Annotated in this window: 25 protein-coding genes and 1 pseudogene; 13 read left to right on the top strand and 13 right to left on the bottom strand. The window is 72.2% G+C overall.

What is annotated here, in order from left to right:
- The first annotated feature begins 156 nt into the window (after positions 1-156).
- Positions 157-1,230 carry a LysR family transcriptional regulator gene (locus JXZ78_RS10960; RefSeq protein ID WP_078624549.1) on the top strand — a complete coding sequence of 358 codons (1,074 nt, stop codon included), beginning with the start codon at positions 157-159 and terminating at the stop codon, positions 1,228-1,230.
- A gap of 102 nt (positions 1,231-1,332) precedes the next feature.
- On the opposite strand, the gene JXZ78_RS10955 is transcribed toward JXZ78_RS10960, so the two are convergent.
- Positions 1,333-2,160 carry a MerR family transcriptional regulator gene (locus tag JXZ78_RS10955; RefSeq protein WP_030022875.1) on the bottom strand — a complete coding sequence of 276 codons (828 nt, stop codon included), beginning with the start codon at positions 2,158-2,160 and terminating at the stop codon, positions 1,333-1,335.
- Positions 2,161-2,508: 348 nt separating this feature from the next.
- On the opposite strand from JXZ78_RS10955, the gene JXZ78_RS10950 reads away from it, so the two are divergent.
- From JXZ78_RS10950 to JXZ78_RS10935, 4 genes are all read left to right on the top strand, one after another.
- Complete coding sequence (locus JXZ78_RS10950) at positions 2,509-2,826, top strand: SAV_915 family protein (RefSeq protein ID WP_030022877.1); 318 nt, start codon at positions 2,509-2,511, stop codon at positions 2,824-2,826.
- 19 nt (positions 2,827-2,845) lie between these two features.
- Positions 2,846-4,282, top strand: a complete 1,437-nt coding sequence (gene lysA, locus JXZ78_RS10945; protein ID WP_030022879.1) for a diaminopimelate decarboxylase — start codon at positions 2,846-2,848, stop codon at positions 4,280-4,282.
- A 198-nt stretch (positions 4,283-4,480) separates the two neighbouring features.
- Positions 4,481-5,191: a FadR/GntR family transcriptional regulator gene (locus JXZ78_RS10940; RefSeq protein WP_030022880.1), complete on the top strand. Its 711-nt coding sequence runs from the start codon at positions 4,481-4,483 to the stop codon at positions 5,189-5,191.
- A 208-nt stretch (positions 5,192-5,399) separates the two neighbouring features.
- Entirely contained in the window at positions 5,400-6,680 is a 1,281-nt protein-coding gene (locus JXZ78_RS10935; protein ID WP_030022881.1) for a CynX/NimT family MFS transporter, read from the top strand.
- Between the two features lie 111 nt (positions 6,681-6,791).
- On the opposite strand, the gene JXZ78_RS10930 is transcribed toward JXZ78_RS10935, so the two are convergent.
- Complete coding sequence (locus JXZ78_RS10930; RefSeq protein WP_030022882.1) at positions 6,792-6,986, bottom strand: hypothetical protein; 195 nt, start codon at positions 6,984-6,986, stop codon at positions 6,792-6,794.
- Between the two features lie 133 nt (positions 6,987-7,119).
- On the opposite strand from JXZ78_RS10930, the gene JXZ78_RS10925 reads away from it, so the two are divergent.
- Both JXZ78_RS10925 and JXZ78_RS10920 read left to right on the top strand, forming a co-directional pair.
- On the top strand, positions 7,120-7,344 hold the full coding sequence (locus JXZ78_RS10925) for a winged helix-turn-helix domain-containing protein (protein WP_030022883.1): 225 nt from the start codon (positions 7,120-7,122) through the stop codon (positions 7,342-7,344).
- A 119-nt stretch (positions 7,345-7,463) separates the two neighbouring features.
- Entirely contained in the window at positions 7,464-7,916 is a 453-nt protein-coding gene (locus JXZ78_RS10920; protein ID WP_030022885.1) for a VOC family protein, read from the top strand.
- A gap of 94 nt (positions 7,917-8,010) precedes the next feature.
- Here the strand turns inward: JXZ78_RS10920 and JXZ78_RS10915 are convergent, their stop codons facing one another.
- From JXZ78_RS10915 to JXZ78_RS10900, 4 genes are all read right to left on the bottom strand, one after another.
- The gene (locus JXZ78_RS10915; RefSeq protein ID WP_238782815.1) at positions 8,011-8,802 is read right to left on the bottom strand and encodes an ABC transporter permease; all 792 of its coding nucleotides are present in this window, start codon (positions 8,800-8,802) and stop codon (positions 8,011-8,013) included.
- Between the two features lie 16 nt (positions 8,803-8,818).
- Positions 8,819-9,730, bottom strand: coding sequence for an ABC transporter ATP-binding protein (locus tag JXZ78_RS10910; RefSeq protein WP_030022888.1), 912 nt, complete (start codon positions 9,728-9,730; stop codon positions 8,819-8,821).
- A 73-nt stretch (positions 9,731-9,803) separates the two neighbouring features.
- Positions 9,804-10,715: an ABC transporter permease gene (locus tag JXZ78_RS10905; RefSeq protein ID WP_030022890.1), complete on the bottom strand. Its 912-nt coding sequence runs from the start codon at positions 10,713-10,715 to the stop codon at positions 9,804-9,806.
- On the bottom strand, positions 10,705-11,784 hold the full coding sequence (locus JXZ78_RS10900; RefSeq protein WP_050502829.1) for an ABC transporter ATP-binding protein: 1,080 nt from the start codon (positions 11,782-11,784) through the stop codon (positions 10,705-10,707). The genes JXZ78_RS10905 and JXZ78_RS10900 overlap by 11 nt, the downstream gene beginning before the upstream one ends.
- A gap of 414 nt (positions 11,785-12,198) precedes the next feature.
- Here JXZ78_RS10900 and JXZ78_RS10895 point away from each other — a divergent pair, with 414 nt between their 5' ends.
- The 4 genes and pseudogenes from JXZ78_RS10895 to JXZ78_RS10880 all read left to right on the top strand — a co-directional run.
- The gene (locus tag JXZ78_RS10895) at positions 12,199-13,077 is read left to right on the top strand and encodes a M24 family metallopeptidase (RefSeq protein ID WP_050502830.1); all 879 of its coding nucleotides are present in this window, start codon (positions 12,199-12,201) and stop codon (positions 13,075-13,077) included.
- A complete protein-coding gene (locus tag JXZ78_RS10890) occupies positions 13,074-14,933 on the top strand; it encodes an SDR family oxidoreductase (protein ID WP_372498410.1) in 1,860 nt (619 codons plus the stop codon). The genes JXZ78_RS10895 and JXZ78_RS10890 overlap by 4 nt, the downstream gene beginning before the upstream one ends.
- Before the next feature lie 55 nt (positions 14,934-14,988).
- Entirely contained in the window at positions 14,989-15,912 is a 924-nt protein-coding gene (locus JXZ78_RS10885) for a metal-dependent hydrolase (RefSeq protein ID WP_030022894.1), read from the top strand.
- 11 nt (positions 15,913-15,923) lie between these two features.
- Positions 15,924-16,661: pseudogene (locus tag JXZ78_RS10880) on the top strand (MerR family transcriptional regulator); the annotation flags it as partial.
- 922 nt (positions 16,662-17,583) lie between these two features.
- Here the strand turns inward: JXZ78_RS10880 and JXZ78_RS10870 are convergent.
- The 3 genes from JXZ78_RS10870 to JXZ78_RS10860 form a co-directional block, all read right to left on the bottom strand.
- Complete coding sequence (locus JXZ78_RS10870; RefSeq protein ID WP_030022896.1) at positions 17,584-17,877, bottom strand: hypothetical protein; 294 nt, start codon at positions 17,875-17,877, stop codon at positions 17,584-17,586.
- Positions 17,878-18,099: 222 nt separating this feature from the next.
- Positions 18,100-19,464 (bottom strand): carotenoid oxygenase family protein, encoded by a 1,365-nt coding sequence (locus JXZ78_RS10865; protein WP_030022897.1) that lies wholly within the window; start codon positions 19,462-19,464, stop codon positions 18,100-18,102.
- Complete coding sequence (locus JXZ78_RS10860; RefSeq protein ID WP_050502831.1) at positions 19,461-20,051, bottom strand: hypothetical protein; 591 nt, start codon at positions 20,049-20,051, stop codon at positions 19,461-19,463. Before JXZ78_RS10860 ends, JXZ78_RS10865 begins: the two co-directional genes overlap by 4 nt.
- A gap of 113 nt (positions 20,052-20,164) precedes the next feature.
- Here JXZ78_RS10860 and JXZ78_RS10855 point away from each other — a divergent pair, with 113 nt between their 5' ends.
- Positions 20,165-20,857 carry a PadR family transcriptional regulator gene (locus JXZ78_RS10855; RefSeq protein ID WP_078624550.1) on the top strand — a complete coding sequence of 231 codons (693 nt, stop codon included), beginning with the start codon at positions 20,165-20,167 and terminating at the stop codon, positions 20,855-20,857.
- A gap of 86 nt (positions 20,858-20,943) precedes the next feature.
- On the opposite strand, the gene pspAB is transcribed toward JXZ78_RS10855, so the two are convergent.
- From pspAB to JXZ78_RS10840, 3 genes are all read right to left on the bottom strand, one after another.
- The gene (gene pspAB, locus JXZ78_RS10850; RefSeq protein WP_030022900.1) at positions 20,944-21,516 is read right to left on the bottom strand and encodes a PspA-associated protein PspAB; all 573 of its coding nucleotides are present in this window, start codon (positions 21,514-21,516) and stop codon (positions 20,944-20,946) included.
- A 66-nt stretch (positions 21,517-21,582) separates the two neighbouring features.
- Positions 21,583-22,482 carry a zinc metalloprotease HtpX gene (gene htpX, locus JXZ78_RS10845; RefSeq protein WP_030022901.1) on the bottom strand — a complete coding sequence of 300 codons (900 nt, stop codon included), beginning with the start codon at positions 22,480-22,482 and terminating at the stop codon, positions 21,583-21,585.
- Between the two features lie 200 nt (positions 22,483-22,682).
- Positions 22,683-23,576 (bottom strand): LLM class flavin-dependent oxidoreductase, encoded by an 894-nt coding sequence (locus tag JXZ78_RS10840; protein WP_030022902.1) that lies wholly within the window; start codon positions 23,574-23,576, stop codon positions 22,683-22,685.
- A gap of 368 nt (positions 23,577-23,944) precedes the next feature.
- On the opposite strand from JXZ78_RS10840, the gene JXZ78_RS10835 reads away from it, so the two are divergent.
- Positions 23,945-24,838, top strand: a complete 894-nt coding sequence (locus JXZ78_RS10835) for a Cof-type HAD-IIB family hydrolase (RefSeq protein WP_030022903.1) — start codon at positions 23,945-23,947, stop codon at positions 24,836-24,838.
- A 70-nt stretch (positions 24,839-24,908) separates the two neighbouring features.
- Here the strand turns inward: JXZ78_RS10835 and JXZ78_RS10830 are convergent, their stop codons facing one another.
- The gene (locus JXZ78_RS10830; RefSeq protein ID WP_157851700.1) at positions 24,909-26,126 is read right to left on the bottom strand and encodes a M23 family metallopeptidase; all 1,218 of its coding nucleotides are present in this window, start codon (positions 26,124-26,126) and stop codon (positions 24,909-24,911) included.
- Positions 26,127-26,307 lie beyond the last annotated feature (181 nt).

Raw genomic sequence — 26,307 nt, 5'->3', positions numbered from 1 at the left:
GGGGGCCGGCCCATGGCGGGTCGGCCCCCGGAACCGTACGGCGCCGTAGCCGGTTCCGGGTGGCCGCCCTGGGCCCTGCACCGATCCTCGTCCCGTCCGCACCCCCAAGTCAATCCTCGGGTTTCCTTCCAATTACCCCAGCGATACCTTGGGTTGGTGACCCTTGACGACCTCCGCGCCTTCGTCGCCGTCTGCGAGGCGGGCAGCCTCAGCGCCGTCGCCCGTGACCTGGGCTGTACGCAGTCGGCGGTGAGCCAGCGCGTCAAACGGCTCGAACGCGAGGCGGGCATCGCCCTGTTGGAGCGGCGGCCGCGCGGCGTGGCCCCCACCCAGGCGGGCCGCATCCTGTGCCGCGCCGCGACCGGCTCGCTCGCCGAACTGGACCTGGCCCTGCGCCGCCTGGCCGACCTGCGCCACGGCGACGGCGGCACGCTGAGGATCACCACGGGGGCCACGACCGTACGGCACTTCATGTCGGCGGCGGTGGTCGCCTTCCGGGCCCGCCACCCGCACGTCGACCTGGAGTTCCAGACCGAGAACTCCGGCCGCCGCTGCTTCGAGGCGGTGGCCGACGGCACCGCCGAACTGGCCTGGATCACCATCGGCCCGCCCGTACGCGGTATCGAACAGCGCCCGGTGCTGGAGCTGCCCTGGGTGCTCGCCGTACGGTCCGACGACCCGCTCGCCGGGCGCGACCGCATCGAGCCGGCCGAGCTGGCGGGCGGCCTGTCCGGCATCCGGCACATCCGGCTGCCGGAGAACTCCGTCTCGCGGATGCGCCTCGACGGCCATCTGGCGCGGCCGGAGACCGGCCAGGGCCCCGCCGCCGCGCCCGCCAGTTCCACCAGTGTGGCCGACTGGGACACCGCGATCCTGCTGGCGGAACTGGGCGTCGGGCACGCGGTGGTGCCGGACCTGCCGGGCTGGCGGGGCGCCGGGCACCCGTCGCTGCGGCTGATCCCGATTCCGGGGCTGCCGCCGTTGGCGGCCGGCTGGGCGGTACGGCAGTGGGCGGCGCTGAGCCCGGTGGCGGTGGAATTCGCCGAGACGGTGAACGGCTCGCTCGGGGCGGGCGCGGCCGTAGGAGCGGCGGCAGGTACGGCAGCGGGCACGGTCGCCGCCCCGGGCGCAAGGCCTCGCGCACGACGGCTCTCGGACGTCGAAGCAGATGGGCCCGCGTGCGCCCCTGCGTGCGCCGGCGCGTCCAAGGGGCACGAAGGGGCCGGGTAGAAGCCGGGGAGGGACCGGTCCGGGCACCGGCCCGAGCGACGTACCGCCCGCCCCACCGGCCACTCCACCAACCACCTCACCAGCCGCCGCCCCCTCCCCGGCTCAGCGCTCCACAGTGATCGGCTCCTGTAGTTCGGTCACCCACGCCTCCCGGTCCTCCGGACATTCCAGCGTCAGTTCCCGCGGGTACCCGGCGGACCGGTAGGGACTGTCGTCGAGCCAGCGGGCCAGCACCTGGGCCGTGGGCAGCACCCGCTCCATGGGCCCGCGGTGCACCACCGTGGCGGCCTGCGCGAGCGGCGGGAGGTCCACGACGGCGAAGTCGTGGGACGGCTGCGGCGCGGCCGCGACCACGACCGCCGCGTGCACCGTGATGCGGTCCCCGCCGCCGGGCGCGTCCGCGTAGTGCGCGATGCCCGGGCCCGTCGGCTCGACGCCCGCGGCGGCCAGCCGCCGGAGCAGTTCGTCGTACAGCGGTCCGACAACCGGGCCGATGTCCTCGGGCCCGAAGCTCGCCGCGGTGCCCGTCAACTGGGCGACCCGTACCGCTTCGACCCGCTTGACCACCACCTCCTCGGCGGCCATCCGCCCCTCGCCCTCGATCGTCCGCAGCCGCGCCTCGACCCGGGCCAGCCGGGCGCCGGCCGCCGTGACCGCCGCCGCCAGCTCGGCCCGGCGCAGGCGCAGCATGCCGCGCAGTTCCGCGGCGCTGACCTGTTCGTCCAGGATGGCCGTCACCTGCTGGAGGCTGAAGCCGAGGTCCTTGAGGGCGATGATGCGGTTGAGGCGGGCGAGCTGTCCGGCCTCGTAGTAGCGGTAGCCGGTGACCGGGTCCGTACGGGCCGGGCGCAGCAGCCCGATGGTGTCGTAGTGGCGCAGCATCCGGGCCGACACACGGCCGTGGCCCGCGAACTCTCCGATGGTGAACATGATTCTCCCAGTGCAGGGCTTGCCACGGTGTGAAGGTCAAGGGGCGGAGGGGCGGGCCGCCCGCCGTCGGGCAGCGGTCGGGGCGATCCTCCCGGACGGCGGGCGGCGACGTGCCGTGATCGGGCCGATGACGAGGCGCGTGCACGGGCCCGCGCCGGGGCGCACGTCGTCTCCGTGCACCGGGGCATGCGCCGGGGCACCAGCATTCCGTCAAGGGGCGTCCACGGGCCGTCAACGATGCGTCAGTACGCCGCCGTGCGCATGCCGGTACGGGCATAGCGTCGAGGAGGAGCCCCGGCACTTCTCTTCCCACCGGGCCGGGGCCATTGCTGCGCGAGGAGCGACGCCGTGCCCCAGCGACACCTGTACGCGGAAGACCCCGAACCCGCCGAACGCATCCCGGCCGGACTGCTGTTCGTTCCCGTCCGGCCGGGCCCCGCGGGCTGTACGGCCCGCCTGTTCCGCACCCCGCTCGGCGGCCGTACCGCCGTCGGTTTCACCTCCGTGCAGCGGCTCGCCGCGGCGCTCGGCAGCGACCAGCCGTGGATCCGGCTCGCCGAGCCCGCGCTGCGGGCCCTCGCCGAACCGCTCGGCGCGGCCGTCCTGACCGTGGACCCCCGCCTCGCCCCCGGCACTCCCCGTACACCGCTGCTGCGGGCCGTCTGAGAAGGGGCGTACGACCACCATGACCGTGACGACCACCTCATCGCAGCCCCCCGTAGGACAGCGGACCGACCCGCCTCACCCGCACCCCGCCGACCCCTCGTCTCTCACCAACACCACGGCTCCCGCTGATCCCGCCACCTCCACTGATCCCGTCCCCCCCAACGACTTCGGCGTATGGCCCGCCTCCACGGCCGAACTCCCCGACGCCGACCTGACCGTCGGCGGCGTCCCCCTCACCGAACTCGCCGCGCGCTTCGGCACCCCCACGTACGTCCTGGACGAGGCCGAGGTACGCGCCCGCTGCCGCGCCTACCTGCGGGCCTTCCCCGATGCCGACGTCCTGTACGCGGCCAAGGCGTTCCTGTGCCGCGCCATGGCCCACTGGGTGCGGGAGGAGGGCCTGGGCCTGGACGTCTGCTCCGCGGGCGAACTGGAACTCGCCGTCACCACCGGCTTCCCACCCGGCCGGATCGTGCTGCACGGCAACGCCAAGAGCCCCGAGGACCTGCGCACCGCGCTGCGCCTCGGGGTCGGCCGGATCGTCATCGACAGCACCTCCGAGATCGCCCGGCTCGCCGCCGCGGTGCCCGCCGGCACCCGGCAGCAGGTCCTCGTACGGGTGGTCCCGGGCATCGCCGCCGGCGGCCACGCCAAGATCCGTACGGGTACCGACGACCAGAAGTTCGGCCTGTCGCTGGCCGACGGTTCGGCGCAGCACGCCATCACCCGCATCCTGGGCCAGCCGCGGCTCCGGCTGGTCGGTCTGCACTGCCACCTGGGCTCGCAGATCACCACCGTGAAGCCGTACCTGTCGGCCGTACGGCGGCTGGTCGGACTGCTGGCCCGTATCCACGAGCAGCACGGCGTCACGCTGCCCCAGCTGGACATCGGGGGCGGCCACGGCGTCGCCTACCGGCCCGGCGAGGACAGCATGGACATCGCGGCGCTCGGCGCGAAGGTGCGCGCGGAGCTGGCCGGCGGCTGCGCGGCGGCCGGGCTGCCGGTGCCCCGGCTGACCGTCGAGCCGGGCCGCGCCATCGCGGGGCCGTCGGGCATCGCCCTCTACCGGGTGCTGTCGGTCAAGCGGACCGGTGACCACACCTTCGTCGCCGTCGACGGCGGGATGAGCGACAACCCGCGGCCCGCGCTGTACGGGGTGCGGTACGCGCCCCGGCTGGTCGGGCGGCGGTCGTCCGCCGCGCCGGTGCCGGTGAGCGTGGTGGGACGGCACTGCGAGGCGGGCGACGTGCTCGCCGCCGGTGTGCCGCTGCCCGGGGACGTGCGGCCGGGGGACCTGATCGCCGTGCCGGTGGCGGGCGCGTACCACCTGTCCATGGCCTCGGGGTACAACCTCGTGGGCCGCCCGCCGGTGGTCGCCGTCGCGGACGGGCGGGCGCGGGTCCTCGTACGGCGCGAGTCCCTGGCGGACATCCAGGAGCGCGACATCGGCCTGTGACGGCGGGCACGGCGCGGTGAGCACGGCGCCGTGAGCACTGCACGGTGAGCACGGCGCGGTAGGCGCGCACGGTATGCACGGAGCGAGACTCCGTGCATACTGCACTCAACAGTTGTAGGATGACCGGGCAACCGGGCGACCGCCTGTGCCCGTACCCGACCGGCCAGGGTCGGCCCGCGATCAAACAAGGAGACGCGCATGGCATTGCAGGCAGCGGGACGGCAGTCCCTAGTGGACACCGTCGTCGACGCCCTGCGCGCCCAGCTGGCCGCCGGCACCTGGCCGGTCGGCGAGCGCATCCCCACCGAACACGCGCTGGCCGAGCAGCTCCAGGTCGGCCGCAACACCGTCCGCGAGGCCGTACGCGTCCTCGTGCACGCCGGCATGCTGCGCTCCCGGCAGGGCGAGGGCACCTTCGTCGTCTCCCAGGCCGACCCGGGCGACATCATGCGCGGTGTCCAGCGGGCCGGCGTCCGGGACGTGCTGGAGCTGCGGATCGCCCTGGAGGCGGAGGCCGCCCGGCTGGCGGCGCAGCGGCACCGGCCGGACGACCTGGAGCGGATGCGGGCCGCGCTGGACGCGCAGGCCGCACTGGAGGCGGACAGCGGGCAGCCGTTCGGCGGCGACCTGGAGCTGTACGCCGATCACGACGTCGCCTTCCACCGGGCCGTCGTGGAGGCCGCGCACAACACCGCGCTCACCGCCACGTACGCCTGGTTCAGCAGCTCCGTACGCGAGGCGCTGGTCTCCTCGCTCGGCGACGAGCTGATGCCGCGAATCGTGCACGGCGACCACCGCGCCGTCCTGGACGCGATCGCCTCCGGCGACCCGGAGGCCGCCGAGAAAGCCGCCCGCGCGCTGCTGGAGCCCCCGAAACGGGCGGTGGAGAAACTCCTCGCGGAGCGGTGAGCGGGCCCGGTTCCGCCGGAACCGGAATACGGCGGGCTTCGCCCTGCCCCGCCCCGACGTACGGAGCTGCGGACCCCGTACGTCACGTACGTACGCCCACCACCTTGCAGAAACGTTTCCCCTCTCTCCTGGCAAAGGCTCTGAGCCATCCGCCCCCACCCCTCCCCTCCTTCCCCCCACCCCCTCACTCAAGGAGCGTCACCCACCCATGTCAGGGACCCGGCCCGAAGCACCACTGATCGACGCCGAGGAGGACCTCGCCCCGGCCCCGCCGGTCGCCGCGGCCCGCCGCCGGCTGCGCGCGCACCCGGTCCTGGTCCTGGTCGGCATCGTGCTCGCCTCACTGAACATGCGCGCCGCGCTGGCCGGCGTCTCGCCGCTGGTGAGCGAGATCGGCGACCACTTCCACCTGGCCGCGACCGCGAGCAGCCTCGTGACGACCATCCCGCTCGTCTTCATGGGCCTCGGCTCGATCGCCGCGCCGCGCCTGGCCCGCCGCTGGGGCACCGAGACGGTGCTGTGCGGCGCGCTGGTGCTGCTGTGCGGCGGCATTCTGCTGCGGATCGCCCCGCCGGTCGTCGCGCTGTTCGTGGGCTGCGCGGTGGTCGGTACGTCCATCGCGCTGCTGAACGTCCTGATGCCCGGCCTGATCAAGCGCGACTTCCCGGAGCAGGCCGCGGGCATGACCGCCCTCTACTCCACGGCGATGATCCTGGGCGCGACCGTCTCGGCCGCCTCCGCCGTACCGCTGGAGAACGCGCTGGGCGGCTGGCAGGGCTCGCTGGCCTCGTGGGCGCTGCTGGCCGCGGTCGCCGCCCTCGTCTGGGTCCCGCAGGCGGTGATCGCCCGCCGCGGTACGCGTCACGGCCAGGCCGCCGCGACACCGGCGCACGCCACCGAGGACGGCCCGAACCTGAGCCGTTCCCCGCTGGCCTGGCAGGTCACGCTCTTCATGGGCTCGCAGTCCCTGATCGCGTACGTGATGATCGCCTGGATGCCGACGATCTTCACCGACCACGGCATGAGCAAGGCCACGGCCGGACTGGTCTTCGCCTTCAGCACCCTGGTGCAGATGGCCGGCTCCTTCGTGGTGCCGATGCTCGCCGGCCGGATGCGGCGGCAGCGGCTGCTGGCCGTCGCCGTCACCGCCCTGATGGCCTGCGGCATCGTCGGCCTCCTGGTGGCCCCGGTGGCGGGTGCCTGGGTCTGGGCCGTACTCCTGGGCATCGGCCAGGGCGGCGCGCTCGGCCTGGCCCTGACGATGATGGTGCTGCGCTCCGGAGACGCCCACACCGCCGCCCGCCTCTCCGGCATGGCCCAGACCTGGGGCTACCTCCTCGCCGCCGCCGGCCCGCTCGTACTCGGCGCCGTGCACCAGGTGACACACGGCTGGACGGTGCCGATCGTGCTGCTGCTGGTCGTCTGCGCGGGCTTGGTCCTGCTGGGCCTGGGCGCAGGGCGGGATCGGCGGATCGGGGCGCAGGCGTAACGGGACCCGTCCCTCTTCCCCCTCGCGAGCGCTGCCGGAGATCCTGTGGTCTCCGGCAGCGCTTGTCGCGTTCTGCGGTGTCACGGCATCGGGGCTACCTGACTGAGGCCACTATTCATCTGCTGCGGCCAACCGCTCGCCCCGTAGCTCAGCGACGTTCAGCGCGTCCATCAGGCATTCAGCTGTCCGGCGCAACATGAACCAGCCCTTCTCGGCGGTGAGCTGGGGACCGTCCAACATCGTGCGCACGAGTGCCAGGACAACGGCCGCCGACTCGACCAAGCCGTTCTCGATCTCATCGCTCATGGCGGCAACGACTCCTCCCGGTCGGCAGAACCCGGTGTGTCCGTCCGACATTCCCGGCATACGTCGAAAGCCGCTCATGGACTATGTCGGTACCTCGATAGCAAACTGAGTGAATCCGTCGCACGCTGACTAGGTGGAGATCGACAGAGCCCTACCGCATTGGCCACAAGTCGCAGCGGAGATCCGGCGGCGCATTCAGGACGGCACCTACCGCGCCGGACAACGTCTGCCCGGCACGGTGGCGCTCGCCGCCGAGTTCGACGTCTCCCAGTCGACGGCTACCCGCGCCGTGGCCAGCCTTCGCGCTGAAGGGCTCGTGTACGTGGTGAGCGGTCGAGGCTACTTCGTCACCGACTGAACCAACTGGCCAGAGGCCACGGAGTTTCGGCGCGCGGCCACTGCGATGGCACCCTCGGCCGACCCCGCCCCGCCCCCGATACCGACCCGTTGTCAGTCGCGGTAGGTATAACTACCCCCATGGCACTGACGTGGAAGTTGGTCATCGACAGCAGTAACGCCCCCGCCCTCGCGGACTTCTGGGCCGCTGCTCTGGAATACGAGGTCGAGGACCCGAGCGTGCTCGTCGAGCAGTTGCTGGCCGCCGGACACATAGGCGACGAGGCGGTCGCCGAGCACCGGGGCCGTAAGACCTTCCGGGGTTACGCCGCGATCCGCCACCCGGAGGACCCGTTCGACGCAGCCAGCGGTGTCGGCCGCGGTCGGCGAGTGCTCTTCCAGGACGTGCCCGAGGGCAAGACGGGCAAGAACCGCCTGCACATCGACGTCCACAGCGAGCCCGGCGGGCTCGACGCGCTGGTGGCCCGGCTGGAGAAGCTGGGGGCGTCCCGTATCCGTGAAGTCGACCAGGGGATCGAGGGGCACTGGTGGCTCATGCGGGACCCGGAGGGGAACGAGTTCTGCGCGGTGTGAGCCGCCTTTGACGCGCGCTCGCGTGTGCGTGAATGCAGGGAGCCCGGCCGCGCCGTAAGACGGCAGCGGCCGGGCCTCCCTGTACGTCTCCCCCTTACTCCTCCCCCGCCAACGTCAGCGAGCGCAGCTTCCGTGCCGCGTACCAGGTCGCCAGGCCGGTCACGGCCACCAGGAGGATCACCGCCAGCGGCAGTCCCACCTCGGACGTGATCGCGCCCTCCGCACCGATCTTCTGGCCCACCGCGAGGGCCCACTGCTGGACGCTCAGCGTCCGCGCGCCCGGGACCAGATTGCCGAACAGGGTCTCCCACACCAGGGCGTAGACCAGGCCGAAGACGACCGCGTGCCGGCTGATCGTGCCGAAGAACAGGAACAGGGCGCTGTACGCGACGGAGGCCACGGCCGCGGCGACGGCGTACGCGACGGCGATCTGCTGGCTGTTGCCGTTGAGGACGAAGCCGGCGATCAGCACCGGGATCGCGGAGAAGGCGGCCGTCACACCGATCGCCACCACCAGCTTGGTGAAGATGATCGAGGACCGGCGCAGCGGCTTGGCCAGCAGGTAGACGACCGAGCCGTCGTCGATCTCGGGGCCGATCGCGCCCGTACCGGCGATGACGCCGATCAGCGGCACCATCGTGGCGAGCGCGAAGGTGCCCAGGACACCGTTGGCGGTGGAGTCGTCGGCACCGGCGAGTGCCCGTACGGCGACGGAGATGACGATCAGGAGGGCGGGCAGCGCGAAGAGGATCAGCGCGCGGCGCCGCCCGAGGAGGGCCCGGTAGGTGAGCCGGGCGACGGTGGGGTGGAAGAACGCCAGGGTCGTCGAGGGGCCCGCGGCGGGCGCCGGGGACGGGTCCGGCCGGACCGATGAGGTCGCTGACATCGCTTTCAGGCTCCTTTCAGGCCGCGACGAGGTAGGAGAAGACCGATTCCAGGGACTCGTCGGAGGGCGAGACCGTCAGGAGGCGGATGCCGTGGTCGCGGGCGACGCGCGGCAGCAAGGCGGTGAAGCGGGGGAAGTCGACGGCCTGGACGCGCAACGCGCCCTCCTGGAGGTCCACCTCGATACCGGCCGTGGAGGGGTCGGCGATCAGGGCGGCGGCCAGCGCGCGGTCGTCGTCGGAGCGGATGAGGTAGCGGTGCGGCCGGTCCGTCATCAGGCGGCGGATCTTGCGGAAGTCACCGGACGCGGCGTGCCGCCCCGCCACCACCACCTCGATGTGCGAGGCCAGTTGCTCGACCTCTTCGAGGATGTGGGAGGAGAACAGCACCGTACGGCCCTCGTCGCCCATCCGCCGCAGCAGCTCCATGAGCTGCATCCGCTGGCGCGGGTCCATGCCGTTGAACGGTTCGTCCAGCAGCAGCACGGAAGGGTCGTGGACCAGCGCCGACGCCATCTTCACGCGCTGGCGCATGCCCTTGCTGTACGTGGAGATCTTGCGGTCCTGCGCGTACTCCATCTCGACGGTGGCCAGCGCGCGCCGCGCCGCGTCCCGTCCCAGGCCGTGCAGTTCGGCGTTGGCGACGACGAACTCGCGGCCGGTGAGGAAGTCGTACATCGCCTCGCGCTCGGGCACGATACCGATGTCGCGGTATATGCGTTCGTTGCGCCAGATGGCACGGCCGTCGAGGGTGACGGTCCCGCCGGACGGGGCGAGGAAGCCGCCCATCATGTTGATCAGGGTGGACTTGCCCGCGCCGTTGGGGCCGAGGAGGCCGGTGACACCGGGTCCGATGGTCATCGTGATGTCGTTGACGGCAACGACGTTGCCGAACCAGCGGGAGACGTGGTCGATCTGGATGGTCGTCATGGGCGCGGCCCGTTCCTCCGGGAGCTGATGGCGGGCGTCGTCGGGTGCGCCTTCGGGGGCGCGGGGCGGGCGGTCACAGGCCGGCCTTCCGGTAGCGGCGCATCAGCAGGGCGTACGAGCCCGCGACGGCGACCAGCGTGACCAGGAGGGCCACCAGCCCGGCGGCGGTGGACGGCTGGACCTCGTCGGGGAACGACGCGGTGCCCCCGAGGAACGTCGCCTGCACGCTGTCGATCAGGGTGACGGGCGAGAACAGGGCGAGCCAGCCCACGACCCCTTCCTGGCCCTGTACGGCGGCGATGCCCTGGACGGCGCTCACCGCGGCGTAGGGGATCGTCAGCGCGGCGATGACGGCTGCCACGCCGAAGCCGCGGCGCGGGGTCAGTGCGGAGATCAGCAGGCCGACGCCGGCGAAGAGGAGGGAGAGCAGCGCCACCGAGACCAGGCCCTGGGCCATCCCCTTGGTCTGGTCGACGAAGTCCATCTTGGCCAGCAGCGCGCCGATGTAGAGGATCAGCAGCGGCGCGGCGGTCAGGATGAACAGCGCGCCGGCCATCGCCGCGAACTTCGCCACCACGTAGTCGACCCGCTCGATCGGGCGCGAGAAGTACAGCGGCACGGTCTTGAAGCGCAGGTCACGGGAGACGGACTGGGGCGCCTGGGCGGCCAGGTAGAGGCCGATGACGGCCTGGAGGAAGATCGCGTACCGGGTGTACGCCACCGGCAGGTCGTTCATCTTGGTGAACACCGCGACCGCCACCATGATGCCCGCCGGCAGGCACATGACGGCGAACAGCAGCATCGGCAGGACTTTGGACTTCGTCGAGCGGCCGAGCCCGTAGGCGCCGCGCAGGCTCTGCGAGAACAGCGAGCGGCGGGCGTAGCCGCGGCCCAGGCGGGGACCGTCGAAATGGCGGTAGCCGATGTCGTGGATGACGTCCTGCGCCGCTCCGGCGGTGGCGGGGTTCCTGGTCTCAGGCGGCATCGGGGGCGCCTCCGTCCTTGATGGCTCGGTGGGCGGTCGTCGCGGAAGCGGTCGTCGCGGGGGCGGTGGGGCGGGGCGCGGCCGGTTGCCGGCCCGGGGCCTCCGGGGCGTCCGCGGTCGCCGTGTCGTCGCTCTGGAAGACCTCGGAGATGCGGTGCCTGCGCTGTTCCATCCGGACCAGGCCGAGGCCCAGGCCGGCGACGGTGTCGCGCACCAGGTCGTACGTTTCTTCGCCGGTGGCCTCCACGTACAGCACGTGGGCGGTGGACGCGCCGCTCTCCGAGCCGGGTGCCGCGGTGGTCACCGCGACACCGGTACGGGCCAGAGCCGCGCGCAGCGAGGCCGTGCCGTCCGGGTGCTCGTCGGTGTCCGTGACCTCGACCGCGAGGGAGGCGGTGAGCTGGGTGAAGTCGTCGGTCGAGGAGGAACGCAGCAGCTTGCCGCCGTCGATGACGACGACGTGGTCGCAGGTGCGCTCCAGCTCGCCGAGGAGGTGGGAGGTGACCAGGACCGATATGCCGAATTCGGTGTGCACGCGGCGGATCAGGCCGAGCATCTCGTCGCGGCCGACCGGGTCCAGGCCGTTGGTCGGCTCGTCCAGGAAGACCAGCTGCGGGTCGTGGACCAGCGCCTGGGCCAGCTTGACGCGCTGCTTCATACCCGTCGAATAGCCGCCGATGGGGCGGTAGCGCTCCTCGTAGAGGCCGACGTGCCGCAGCGTGTCGGCGGTGCGCTCACGGGCCGCGGTCGGCGGCAGGCCCGACATGCGCGCCATGTGGACGACGAACTCGGTGGCCGAGACGTCGGGCGGCAGACAGTCGTGCTCCGGCATGTAGCCGACGCGCTCCCGGATGGCGCCGCCCTCCCTGGCCACGTCGAGGCCGAGGACGGTCGCAGACCCCTCACTGGCCGGGGCGAGGCCCAGCAGCAGCTTGATCAGGGTGGACTTGCCGGCGCCGTTCGCACCCACCAGGCCGGTCACGCCCGGGCCGATGTCAACGGTGAGCCGGTCCAGCGCGGTCACCCTCGGGTACCGCTTGCTCAGGCTTTCGGTCACGATCACAGTCACGTCAACGACGGTAGTGGTGCTCACTACACCGGTCGTCAGACCTGGCGGCTGGATCGGCGTCCGACCACAGGTGGAGGGGCCCGTAGGGGAGGTCCGGCTTTCGGCCCATGGGTGTCGGGGGCGGTGGGGCGGGGGAGCGGCCGGGGAGCAGCCGGGGGAAGGTGGGGCGGCGGCGGGCGGGCGACGCGCCGGCTCGTGGGCTGCGGGCGCTGGGCCGCTCCGGCCGCTCCGGCCGCTCCGACCGCTCCGACCGCTCCGACCGCTCCGACCGCTCCGACCGCTCCGACCGCTCCGACGAGTTTTCCACAGGCCCGTGCCGACCCCTTGACGCCGCCGCCGAGCATTGTCACATTCATCAGTGTCAAGTTACGGGCACGTACCGCGATGAACGGCATACGGGACGGACGGTTGGCGATGACCTCAGCGACAGGGGCCGCAGCGGCCCGGAGGGGCGGCGGGGCGCGTGAACTCCCGGCGGACCTGCGGGGGTTCAGAGAAGTGCAGCGCCTGGCGTACGACTGCGCCGAGGCGGTCGCCGCCCAGCTCAGGCCGGGGGTGACGGAGCGGGAAGCGGCCCGGATGCAGCGCGAGTGGCTGCACGAGCGGGGCGTACGGGACTGGTTCCACCTCCCCTTCGCCTGGTTCGGCGACCGTACGGCCTTCACGAACTTCCGTATACCGCTGCAGTTCTTCCCCACCAACCGGCGCCTGGAGCCCGGGATGGCCTTCATCCTCGACATGGCGCCGGTCCACCAGGGCTGCACGGCCGACATCGGCTACTCCGGCTGCCTCGGGCTGAACCCGGTGCACGACCGGCTGCTGGCCGATCTCGAAGCGCACCGCGACCTGATCCTGCGCGAGGTGCGCGAACGCCGTCCGCTGCGCGAGATCTACGAGGACGTCGAGCGGCTCATGATCCGCCAGGGCCACGCGAACCGGCATCGCGCCTATCCCTTCGGCGTGATCGCCCACAAGATCGACCGGGTGAAGGAGCGCCGCTGGTCGCCCACGGTCTTCGGGTTCGGCACACAGGCGCTCAAGGGCCTGGCCTCCGACGCGCTGCACGGTCACCGGGACGGCTGGTCACCGCTGTGGAGCCCGTACAAGTTCTCCGACCACCCGCCGCAGCCGGGGCTGTGGGCGGTCGAACCACACCTCGGATTCCGGGGCACGGGCGCGAAGTTCGAGGAGATCCTCGTCGTGACGGACTCCGCCGACCCGCAGGAGAGCGCCTTTTGGCTGGACGACGATCTGCCGCACGTGCGGCGCTGGCAGGAGGAGAAGGCCGCATGAGCAGGACGGCAGGGACCGGAGCGGGAGCGGAAGCCGGCGTGGGAGACGGGGCCGGCGCGGGAGACGGAGGTGGGGCCGTCGTGGCTGGTGCTGGGGCCGGGCTGGACGGAGCCCGGGAGCGCTGGGTCCGCACGGGCGGGGTGGAGCTGTGCGTCGCCGAACTGGGCGACAGCGCGCGCCCCACGGTCGTGCTGGTGCACGGCTACCCGGACAGCAAGGAAGTGTGGTCGGAGGTGGCCCGCGGTCTGGCCGACCGTTTCCATGTGGTGCTGTACGACGTCCGGGGCTGCGGCCGGTCCACCGCGCCCAAACCGCTGCGCGGCGGCTTCACGCTGGAGAAGCTGACCGACGACTTCCTCGCCGTCGTGGACGCGGTGAGCCCGGACCGGCCGGTCCACGTGGTCGGCCACGACTGGGGCTCGGTGCAGGCCTGGGAGTTCGCGACGGCCCGGCACACAGAAGGCCGGATCGCCTCCTTCACCTCGATGTCCGGTCCGTCGCTGGACCACTTCGGGCACTGGATCAAGAAGCGCGCCTCCCGCCCCACCCCGCGCCGCGCCGCACAACTGCTCGGCCAGGGCGCCAAATCCTGGTACGTCTACATGCTGCACACCCCCGTCCTGCCCGAGCTGGCCTGGAAGGGTCCGCTCGGCAAGCGCTGGCCGAAGATCCTCCAGCGGGTGGAGAAGGTGCCCGCGGGCGACTACCCGACGGCGTCCCTGCCCACGGACGCCGCGCACGGCGCATGGCTCTACCGCGACAACGTCCGCGCCCGGCTGCGCCGCCCGCGCGCCGACGCCTACGCCCACTGCCCGGTGCAGCTCATCACGCCCACCGGCGACGCCTTCCTGTCCCAGCGGCTCTACGACGACCTCGACCACTGGGTGCCGCAGCTGGTGCGGCGCACCCTCCCGGCCAAGCACTGGGTACCGCGCACCCGGCCTGATCAACTTGTCGCCTGGATCAGCGCATTCGTGACGTCCAAGGAGGAGGGCGACCCGGCCAGGAAGACCGTCGCCACCGGCCCGCACGCCGACCGGTTCGGCGGCCAGCTGGTGCTCGTCACCGGCGCCGCCAGCGGCATCGGGCGGGCCACCGCGTTCGCCTTCGCCGAGGCGGGCGCGCGCGTCGTCGCCGTCGACCGGGACGCCGAGGGGGCGGCCCGTACGGCCGACCTGGCGCGGCTGGTGGGCGCCCCGCAGGCCTGGGCCGATACGGTGGACGTCTCGGACGAGGCCGCCATGGAGAAACTGGCCGGCAAGGTCGCCGCCGAGTACGGCACCGTCGACGTCCTGGTCAACAACGCCGGGATCGGCCTGTCCGGCTCCTTCCTCAGCACGACCACCGAGGACTGGAAGAAGGTCCTGGACGTCAACCTCTGGGGCGTCATCCACGGCTGCCGCCTCTTCGGCCGGCAGATGGCCGAGCGCGGCCAGGGCGGCCACATCGTCAACACCGCCTCGGCAGCGGCCTTCCAGCCGTCCAAGATCCTGTCCGCCTACGGCGCGTCGAAGGCGGCGGTGCTCATGCTCAGCGAGAGCCTGCGCGCCGAACTGGCAGGCCAGGGCATCGGCGTCACGGCCGTCTGCCCCGGCATAGTGAACACGAACATCACCACGACGGCCCGCTTCACGGGCCTCTCGGCGGACGAGGAGAAACGCCGCCAGACCAAGGTGGCCCGCGCGTACGGGCTGCGGAACTACCCGCCGGAGAAGGTCGCCGACGCGATCCTGCGCGCGGTCGTCCGCAACGAAGCGGTGGTCCCCGTCACGCCCGAGGCGCGCGGCGCCCACCTGCTGTCCCGCTTCGCCCCACGCGCACTGCGCGCGCTGGCCCGCCTCGACCCGCCCGTGTGAGCCGTCCTCCCCCTCCCGCCCTCTTCCCCCTCACGTCTTACGTCAGGAGTACAGCGTGAGCACGAACCCCACCGAACCGGAGGAGCACTACACGATCGCCCCCCGCCGGGTCTCGTTCGACTGGCGCGAGACCCCGCTGCACTGGATACCGGACGAGCCCACCGCCACCCATGTCATCAACGTGCTGCACCTGCTGCTGCCCGCGGGAGAGCGCTGGTTCGTCAAGGTCTTCAAGGAAGCCCTGCCACTGGTCCGCGACCCCGCGCTCCTCAAGGACGTCAAAGGCTTCATGGGCCAGGAGGCCACCCACAGCGTCCAGCACGCCTACGTCCTGGAACACCTCGCCCACCAAGGCCTGGACACCGCCCCCTATACGCGGCACGTCGACTTCCTCTTCGAACACCTCCTCGGCGAACGGCCCCCCTTCGCCGCCCCGATACCCACCCAGGAGTGGCTGCGCTTCCGGCTCTCCCTCATAGCCGCCATCGAGCAGTTCACCGCCGTCCTCGGCAACTGGGTGCTGCACGCCGAGGGGCTGGACCGGGCCGGCCCCGACCCGGTCATGCTCGACCTGCTGCGCTGGCACGGCGCGGAGGAGGTCGAGCACCGCGCCGTGGCCTTCGACATGTACGAACACACCGGCGGCGAGGGCCTGCCCCGGTACGCCCGCCGCGTCCTGGGCATGGCCGTCACCGCACCCGTCCTCCTCTACCTGTGGGTCTGGGGCGCCGCCTACCTCCTACGCCACGACCCGCAGCTGGCCGGCCGCCTGCGGTACTCCCTGCGCGCACACAACCGGGCCGTACGCGCCCAGCTCCTGCCGACCTGGCGCGAGCTGGGCGCCGCCGTACCGCGCTACCTGAAGCGGTCGTACCATCCCTCGCAGGAAGGGTCGCTGCGCAAGGCCGTCGCATACCTGGCGTCCTCCCCGGCCGCCCGCGCCGCGGCGGGCGCGGTGGGCCGCGCGGCCATCTCGTAAGGAGCACCGCATTGACCGACCAGTCGCCGCCGGCCGAGTACCGCATCGAGGACCTGGCCCACATCAGCGGCACCTCGGTCCGCACGATCCGCGCCTACCAGGACCGCGGCCTGCTGCCCAAGCCGGAGCGCCGCGGCCGGGCCAACGTCTACGGCGACGAGCACCTGGAACGCCTGCGCCGCACCGCCGACCTGCTCGACCGCGGCTACACCCTCGCCAGCATCAAGGAACTCCTGGAGGCCTGGGACACCGGCCGCGGCCTCGGCGGAGTACTCGGCCTGGTCGCCGAGATAGACGGCCCGTGGAGCGACGAGGAAGCGGCCCGCATCACGCGCGAGGAACTGGACGCCGCGTTCGGCGGCACGCCGGACGCGGCGGCCCTGGCGGACGCCGTCGAACTGGGCGTCCTGGAACGCCTCCCCGGCACCGACGACGCCTTCCGCGTCCCCAGCCCCCAGGAACTGGCCGTCGCCGCCGAGCTGCACTCCGCCGGCGTCCCCCTCACCGCCATCTCCGGCCACCTGCGCGAACTCCGCGGCCAGGTCGAGCACATAGCGGCCCGCTTCCTCGACTTCACCACCGAGTACGTCTTCCACCCCTACCTCGACCACCAGCCCACCGACGCCGAAGCCACCGAGGCCGCCGGCCTCGTACGCCGCCTCCGCCCCCTCGCCCAACAAACCGTCGACGCCGAACTGGCCCGCGCCATGCGCACCATGGCCACCCGCTACATCCATCACCACCTGGGTGACATCGGCAATGTCAGCGACATCAGCCCCGTCAACGTCAACGCCAACGCCAACGCCAACGTCGACGCCATCAGCGAACAGGGCGATGCGTGGGCGGTGCGGGACACGCAGGGACCGGCGCGGGACACGCAAGGGCCGGCACGGGATACGCAAGGACCGGCACAGGACACGCAGGGACCGGGAACGGAGGCACCGGGAACGGAGGCACCGGGCGCGGTAGTTCAGGACGCGGTGGTGCGGGACGCGTTGGTGCGGGACACGGCGATGCGGGACGCGGCGGGCTCGGGTGTAGGGCCGGACCGGGCGAGCCAGGAGCCGAGTGCGGCGGAAGGCCCGACGCCCGCCCCCGCTCCCTCCCCCGCTGCCGCAGTCACACCCCATTCCCCCGCCGATGCCCAGGCCAACGCCAACCCCCACGCCGACACCGACGCCCACACCGGTGCCCAGGCCGACACCGACGCCCACACCGATGCCCAGGCCGACACCGACGCCCACACCGGTGCCCAGGCCGACACCGACGCGATCATGATCGCGCTCCCCGCCGAGGCCTTCCACGCCGTATGCGATCTGGTCGGCCAGGAGAACGTGGCAGCCTTTGTCACCGCGGCCACCCGACGCGAGGTCCACGCCCGCACCATGGACGAGTTGGCAGCCCGCCGCCCCCCGCCCCACTGACCGCCGAGCCCTTGTACGGCCCCGCCCCGGATCCGTTCCCGGCCAGGGTCCAGTCCCGCCTCCGGACCCAACCCCAACCCTGGCTCCGCTCCCGGCCCCAGCCCTGGCCCCGGGCCTGGCCCCGGTCCCGGTCCCGGCCCTGGCCCCGGTCCCGGCCCTGAGCCCGGGCCTCGGATCCGACCCCACCCCCGGACCCGATCCCGTCCCCAACCCCCGACCCCGGAACTCGGCCCGGCTCCAGACCGGTTCAGTCGAGTTTCATGTCACCAAAGACGACCTTGCTGTTCCAGTTGTTCCCTCCCCAGTTGTGCGATGCGACGGACGGTGCATAGGTGTACTTGCCGATGGTCACGGCGCCGGCGCCCCGGCCGTCGTGGCCTCCGGCCCGACCGACGTGTCCGGGCCGGCCGAGGTCGTCCACGGGGCCCGTCCGGCCGATCCAGCCGTCGTGGCTGTCGGCCATGGCCGGGGCGGTGATGAGCAGCGGGGCCGAGACGGCCAGCGTCAGTGCGCCGAGGGTGGTGGCGGTACGTACACGCATGGGCTTCTTTCCTCGTCTGGAGCCGGGCGGAAGCGGCCGGTCCCGGCCAGGCCGTCGTCGTGGACATCGCCCGGACGCGGCAGTCGGGCCTCGTCGGAAGGCGGCACCCGCATCCGTCCCAGCCGCGCCGACCGGTGTGAACGCCCTCATCCGACACCGCCGCGTCCCCGGCCGCCATTCAGGCGCAGCCACTCGGGGGCCGGGCGCGGTCCGCCACGTCCCCTACTGCGCCGGGTCCGGGATCCAGTTCCCGTGGAACCCGTAGGGCACTCGCTGGGGCAGGTGGACCGTGGCCACCGGCCCCTTGGCTATGTCCTCCGCGTCGAGGATCCCCAGATCGCTGGAGTCGCGGGCCGCGTCATAGACGTAGGTGAGCAACCACCCGGGGCCGCCCGGCCGGTCGTCCGCCGGGGCGAAGGCCGCCTCGGCGGGTGTACGGCCGGAATCGAAGTCGTACCGGGTGCTGGTGCCGGTGTGCAGGTCGTAGCGGATCAACGCGCTCGGCGTCGGACCGGCGCCGGGGCCGCCGCTCCGCGTGATGTGCCCGAACCTGGCGTCCAGCCCCGCCAGCCGGTCGTCCATACGCGGGAACTCGCCCGACTGGTCGTCCACCTGCTCCTCGACGACCTTGCCCGACGCGAGGTCGATGGTCCATCGCCACAGCGTGGGCAGCGACTTCAGCTCCAGTGCCGGGTACCGGCAGACGTAGAGGACGATGCGCCCCGAGCCGTCGTCGTACGCGTTCAGGGAGTGGAAGACGTAGCAGGGGTCGATGGCGAACCAGCGGACGTCACCGTGCGGATCGTCACGGCGCAGCACACCGAGCCGGGCACCGTACGCCGGATCCCACACGTACGGCATGCCGGGAGTTCCGCGGTCGTAGACGAGCGGGAGGTCCATGAAGACGACGTGCCCGGCCGTCAGGTGGAAGTCGTGCATCATCGTGGACGCCGCCACCTCGACGGGGCGGCTCAGCTCCAGCGCGCCGGAGGCGTCCGCACGGTGGTAGGTCAGATACGGCGGCTCCGGAGCCCCGTATCCGAAGAAGTGCAGCTCTCCCGTGGTCGGGCAGGTCTTGGGGTGAGCGGTCATGGCGGTGGTCAGCCGGCCGTCGAAGTCGTACGGGCCGACGGTCTCCAGTTCGTGGCCCGGGCTGCAGTCGAGCTCGTACGGGAAGGACGACTCGACCAGGGCGAGGGTGCGGCCCGCGTGGTGGACGACGTGGGTGTTGGCGACACCGGCGGTCAGGTCGGGACGCCCGTCCCGCCCCCGGACCTGGGCGCCGTCGGTGAGCGTCGAGGTGCGCACCCAGCGATTGCGGTACGAGACGGCCTTGCCGCCTTCCAGGCGGACACCGTGGACCATGCCGTCACCGAAGAACCAGTGCGCCGACGCGGCGTCCCGCGGGTTGGGGCCGTTGCGCAGGTACCAGCCCACCAGCTCGGGCGGTATCGCGCCGGTGACCGGCAGCTCGTACGCGGTGAGCTCCTTGGTCACCGGGGCGAAGTTCCCCGCCAGGTGCGGGGCCGGGGCGCGGCCGGAGCCGGACACCGGGGCGGCGGATCCGAGGGCGTTGGTCGTCGTCATACGGGTTGTGCCTCCTGTACGTAGGGATGGCCGCCGGCCTGCTCCAGGAAGCGCGCTCGCGCACGCTCCGGATAGCTCGCGGTGAAACGCAACGGGATGACGAAGGCGCTGACATGGATGGAGATCATCGCGGACAGCCCCAGCCCGAGGCCCGTGACCAGCACCTGCCCGGCCGCGGCGAACGTGAAGGACGCCGCCCAGGCCGCGGTGAGCACGTAATTGATCCGCAGGAACAGCCGGGTACGCCACACCTCGGGCGGCGCCTTGCGGCGGGCTATCGCGAGTGTGAAGGGCCGGCGGGCGGCCATCGACCCCCAGGTGACCAGCGCCAGCCAGCCCGAGGACAGGGCCCCGTCGTAGATCCGCAAACCGCTGTCCGGACGGAAGAAGGCCAGGACCGTGATGCCGGCGAAGAACACCAGGCTGCCGTACTCCAGCACCCGGAACGACGGCGCCAGCCCCTCGGCTCGGTCCGCGTAGAGCACCACGGCACCGATCACCAAGGCCAGCAACGCGGCCCACTGCCACGACGCCCAGGCCACTGCTCCGTAGGCGATCCACGGAAAGAACCCCCGCAAGAAGGTCATGACTCTCGACTCCCCCGGCCGTCCCCGGCCATCCAGCGACATTCCAACTCAGACATGTCAAAGCTAGAAGGTCCTCCTTTGACGTGTCAAGACTGGAAGGTAAAGTGATGGACATGAGCCTCCGCCACGCCGTTCTGGGCTTGCTGGCCGAATCACCCGCCAGCGGCTACGACTTGATGAAGACGTTCGACCTGTCGCTCGCCCACGTGTGGCCGGCCACCCAGAGCCAGGTCTACGGAGAGCTGAACAAACTCACCTCGGCCGATCTGATCGAGGTGGCCTCCCACGGCCCTCGCGGCCGCAAGGAGTACGCCATCACCAAGGCGGGCCGGGCCGAACTGCACCACTGGCTCACGGAGGTGGAGCCCGTCGGACCGCAGCGTCACGACGGCCTGCTGCGCGTCTTCTTCCTCGGTGTCCTGACGCCGCTGGAAGCCCGTACGTACCTTCTGCAACAGGCCGAACGGTCCGCCCGCGCGCACGCCGGCTACCGGGCCTTGGCCGACGCCGGCAACTGGGAGGGGGAAATGATCGCGGTCTACGGGCGCATCGCCCTGGAATTCGGCCTGCGGCAGACTGCCATGATGGAGGAATGGGCCAACTGGGCGGCCTCCGAGATCACTTCGGACCAGGCCCGCCGGAGCAGGGAAGCGGCCGGGGAGCAGGGCCCGGAGCAGCACCACGCCATGGAGCTGGAGCAGGCCCAGGGCCAGGCCCAGGCCCAGGATCGGGTTCAGAAGCGGGATCTGGCGCAGGATCAGGAACAGGCCCAGGAAGAGGCGCAGGTCCAGAAGCAAGAACAGTAGCCCCGCCTGCCCGCCTGCCCGCCTGCCCGCCTGCCCGCCTGCCCGCCTGCCCGCCTGCCCGCCTGCCCGCCGAGGCTCCTAGCTCATCACAGCCCCGGCGCGCCCCAGACCGGGAACCACCGGCTCAGGTCCGGCTCGGTCTCCAAGTCGTCGGCGAGCGCGCCCCGGACTTCCAGCTCAAGGGCGTTGTCGCGCTTCTCGGCGGCACCACCCGGCCCTGTCCGCGGCGCAAAGGGGTAGAACGTGCCGCGTTTGTAGAGGTAGACGAGCGCGAGCGGCCTGCCCCGGTCGTCCCGGAAACCCATGAGCGAACACAGCAGTTGCGGGCCGAACCCGGCACTCTCCAGGGAACTGTTGACCGTGTGCAGATCGTTCACCAGCCCCGCACTGTCCCCCGCTTCGTGCCGCGTGAGCATCCATGAGTAGCCGTACTCGTCCTGGCTGAACTCGGCCGGGCTGCCCAGCAGATCGCGCACCTCCTCCTGGATGCCGCGGAACGCGCCGCCCTCGACGCTCGCGAAGCACACCGATCCCAGACCGGTGGGCCGGAATCCGGCCGCGGCCTGGAGGGTGACGGCCGCGGAAGGCAGCGCGAACAGCCGGTCGAGGTCCGGGCGCACCGGCTTGCTGCGTCCGAGGATGGCGTCCAGGAATCCCATACGGTGCCTCTCCTTGATCCGTCTCCGAAGGCCGCCCGGAGAGCAGCCCACCCCCCGCTCCCGCTCCTACGGCCGCCCCAGCTGCGCCGAGATCCGCCCCAGCTGCTCCAGCCGCTGCTCCAGCGTCGGGTGCGAGGAGAGCAACCGCCCGAAGCTCTCCTTCGAGAACGCCGGCGCGAAGAAGAACGCGTTGAACGGTTCGGCCTTGCGCAGGTCCCGCGTCGGGATCTGCGCCATCTGGCCGGTGACCTTGGTGAGCGCGGCGGCCAGCGCCGACGGGCGCCCGGTCAGGATCGCCGCGGCCCGGTCGGCGGACAGCTCCCGGTAGCGCGACAGCAGGCGGGTGAGGAGGAAGCTGACGGCGTAGACCACGGCGCTGACCAGCGTGACGACCAGGACGGCGATCGCCGCGTTGTTGTCCCGGTTGTTGCGGCCGACGCCGCTCCACAGGGCCGCGCGCGTGATGATCCCGGCCAGTACGCCCAGGAACGAGGCGATCGTCATGACCGCGACATCGCGGTGCGCGACGTGCGACAGCTCGTGTGCCAGGACGCCTTCCAGCTCCTCCGGCTCCAGCCGCCGCAGCAGGCCGGTCGTCGCGCACACCATCGCGTTCTTCTGGTTGCGGCCGGTCGCGAAGGCGTTCGGTACGTCGGATTCCGCGACGGCCACGCGCGGCTTGGGCATGTCGGCGAGGGCGCACAGCCGGTCGACTGCGCCGTGGAGTTCCGGTGCCTGCTCCGGAGTGACCTCACGCGCCCCCATGCTGAAGGCGGCGATCCGGTCGCTGAACCAGAACTGCGCGACGAACAGGGCGCCCGAGATGAGCAGCACCACGACCCACGCGCCCTTGAGGAGCACCACCAGCGCGCCCACCACGACCACGTACAGCAGGCCGATGAAGAACATGGTCGTGACCATGCGTGACGTCAGTCCGCGGTCGGGGGCGAATCGGGTTCGTGCCATGCCTCTCAGTCCTCCAAACCGCAGAGTCCGCAGAGTCCACCCGAGGAACCGTTCAGGCGCCTCTGACCCGATTCTCCCTCTTGTCCGCTCGTTACGGCGTAAAGCGCAGGCCATGGATTCGCCCGCCCGCGAGACAGCGGCTGCGCGTCGGCCCCGGTGGCCCGGAACGCCCGGCCCACCTGCCTACGGCCCCGGCCTGGCTACGACCCCAGCTGCGCAAGCCCCTCGCCGGCGATCCGCTCGAACACCGAGAGGTCCGCTGCGAAGATCGAATCGGCGATCGGCCAGTGCAGCACGATCTCGTCGATGCCCGCCTCGGCGTGTGCACCCGCGAAGTCCACGAAGGCGTCCACGGAATCGAGCGGGCGGTCCGGCGTGAAGCCGGTGAGCATGGCCTTCGTCAGCTCGCCGGCGTCCCGGCCTGCCTCGGCGCAGGCCTTGCCAAGGCGTTCGACCTGGCCGCGTACCGCCTCCAGGGACTCGGCCGCGGTGCCGTTCGCGGAGGTCTTCGGGTCGCCGGTGGTCACCCACGCCTGGCCGTGCCGGGCGGCCAACCGCATGCCGCGCGGCCCGGTGGCCGCGATCGCGAACGGCAACCGGGGCCGCTGTACACAGCCGGGGATGTTGCGCACCTCGTGGGCGCGGTAGTGCACGCCCTCGTACGAGACCACGTCCTGCGTCAGCAGCCGGTCCAGCAGCGGTACGAATTCGCCGAAGTGATCGGCCCGTTCCCGGGGCGTCCACGGCTCCTGGCCGAGGGCCGTGGCGTCGAAACCGGAGCCGCCCGCGCCGATGCCCAGGGTGATCCGCCCGTCGCTGATGTCGTCCAGGGAGATCAGTTCCTTGGCGAGGGTCACCGGGTGCCGGAAGTTCGGGGACGTGACGAGCGTGCCCAGCCGCATCCGGGACGTCGCGGCGGCGGCCGCGGTCAGCGTCGGCACCGCGCCGAACCACGGTCCGTCACGGAAACTCCGCCAGGAGAGGTGGTCATAGGTGTACGCGGTGTGGAAGCCCAGCTCCTCGGCGCGCTGCCACACCTCCCGGCCACCCTCGGACCAGCGGCGGACGGGAAGGATCACGGTGCTCAGTCGCATGGGTACGAGCGTACGGCGGCGCGGCACCGGGCCCGCGAGCCGCGGTGAGCATCTGCGCGCGGGAGACACCCGCCGTGTACGCGGGGTGCGCATGCCGTACCGGCGCGCACGCTGTCAGCCGTACGCCTGCCACTGCGTCCGTACGCCTCCCCGCCCGCACCTGTGCAGGTCCGGCTCCGCCCTTGGACGGGTACGCGCGGCACCCGCTCCGGTACGACCCTGCGCTCGTCCCCTTACGGGCCGGTACCCGTTTCCTTACGGCCGCCCGGCACCCCCGGCGTACGCCCCCGTACTCCCGACACGCGTCCCGCCTCCGTCAAGCTCATGCGCGCGACCCGCCGCACGCCTGTGCGCGCATATGCGCGAAGATGGACTGCGTGACCGATGCCTCCGCAGAGCCTCCCCTGGCGCCCGGGCCCGACGGGAAAACGATCCGGCTGATCGCCACCGACCTCGACGGCACGTTGCTGCGCGACGACAAGACGGTCTCCGGCCGGACGATCGCCGCGCTGGCCGCCGCCGAGCGGGCAGGCATCGAAGTCTTCTTCGTGACCGGCCGGCCGGCCCGCTGGATGGACGTGGTCAGTGACCATGTGCACGGGCACGGGCTGGCGATCTGTGCGAACGGCGCGGCCGTCGTCGATCTTCACCACGGCCGCCGCCTCGTCGGAATCAGCCCCCTTGAGCGGCCGGAAGCGCTCTCCGTCGTGCACGCGCTGCGCGCTGCCGCTCCCGGGACGACGTTCGCGGTCGAGCGGACCGGCGGCATCAACTACGAGCCCGCGTACCCGCCCTTCCACCTCGACCCGGCCGCCGTCATCGCGCCCGCGGAGAAGCTTCTGGCCGAAGTGAGCCCGGAAGAGCGCCATTCTCCGCTGAGCCCCGACCAGCCCGTGCTCAAACTCCTCGCGCACCACCCCGACCTGGACCCGGACGCCTTCCTGGACCTCGCTCGCGCGCAGGCGGGTGCGTACGCCTCCTTCACCCGGTCCAGCCCCACCGCGCTCCTGGAGATCAGCGGCCTGGGCGTCAGCAAGGCCGGCACCCTGGCCCGCTGCTGCGCGGAACGCGGCATCACCCCCGACCAGGTCGTCGCCTTCGGGGACATGCCCAACGACATCGAGATGCTGGCCTGGGCCGGCACCGCGTACGCCATGGCGAACGCCCATCCCGCCGTACTGGCCGCGACAGACCTGCACACGGCCGGCAACAACGAGGACGGTGTGGCGGCCGTGATCGAACGCATCCTTGAGCACCGCTGACCGCCCCTCGCCACCACCCCTCTCCACCACGCCTTTCCTCACGATCAGCCCCGGCTCGTCACACACCCCCTCACCGCAACCACACCCCCCGCTTCGCCAGCCACGGCACCGGATCGACCCCCGAGCCCATGCTCGGCGTGCGGCGAACCTCGAAGTGCAGATGTGGCCCGGTGGAGTTGCCGGTCGTACCGGACAGCGCGATCTGCTGCCCCGGCCGCACCCGCTGCCCGGGGCGGGCCAACGCGGCCGACAGGTGCGCGTACTGCGAGAACGCACCGGCGCCGTGCTGCACCACCATGCTGATCCCGAAGCCGTCGCCGCAGGTCAGACCGGCGACACGGCCCCAACCCACGGACCGTACGGGCGTGCCGACCGGCACCGCGAAGTCCTGGCCCGTGTGGCCGTGCGCCCAGCGGCGGCCCGCACCGCCGAACCCCGCGGACAGGACGTAGTGCTCCACCGGCCGCGTCCACCTGACGCCCGGCGCCGTCACCGGCGGCGCCGGGGGTTCTGAGCGCCTCGCCGCCGCGGACACCGAGCCGGGCAGCCCGCAACGCCCCTCGTGCGACGCCTTACGGGACAGTTCCTGAAGCTGCACGCGGACGACGCCCAGGCGGCGGCTGATGCGCCGGCGTTCGGCGTCGAGACGGGAGCGGTGCGCGTCCAGTGCGGCGGAGCGGGCCAGCACGGCCGCGCTGTCCGACTCCAGGGCCCGGCTCAGACGCAGCGCCTCGCGCGTACGGGACGCCAGCAGGCGTTGCCGGTGCTCGGCCTCCCGGTAGGCGTCCAGTACCGCCTCCGGGCCGAGACGTGCCGGTTGGCCGTGACGCGCCTGGGAGCCGTGCCCTGTCCGGGCACTCAGCGCGAACGGCAACCGGTTGTTGACGCGGTACTGCGCGCCGGCGATCCGTCCGGCGGCCCGGCGCAGGTCGACGGCCCTGCGGCGCTCCCGCAGCAGCGCCGCGTGCAGCCGCGAAGCGCGGGCCCGGCCGGCTCTCACCTCGCTCAGGGTCTTCGCGTACGACCGGCCGGTCCGGTGCGCGGCCCTGCCGAGCCGGAGCACCTCCAGGCTCGCGTCGGCCAGCCGGTCGGCACCGTGGGCACGCGCCGGGGAGGTGCGGCGGGGGGCGGGCAGTGACGCCGAGGGGGCGACGGCGCTCGGTCCCGCCGGGGCTCTGGCGGCGGCCGGGAACCTGGCGACGGCCGGGGACCCGTCCCGGGCCGTCCCGCTGACGGCAGTCTCCGTACCGGCCGCCGCCGTCAGCGCCATGACCAGCGACAACGTCACCCGCACCGTGCGTGACGGCGCGCGACGCCGCCAGGGGACACAGCGCCCTGCCCGCCCGTACGTACGCCGGGCAGGGCGCCACCGCCCTCGGACCGTCTTACGCAACCAATCCAGCAAACCTGGACACATGGTCTGATAGTTGCACGGACGTCTGTAAAACCAACTAAAACGTTTCGCCTCC

It is taken from the genome of Streptomyces monomycini (assembly GCF_022271435.1).
GTDB classification, from domain to species: domain Bacteria; phylum Actinomycetota; class Actinomycetes; order Streptomycetales; family Streptomycetaceae; genus Streptomyces; species Streptomyces monomycini.
Note: the sequence above shows the minus strand (reverse complement) of the source record. Positions and strands in the feature narration are given on the sequence as shown.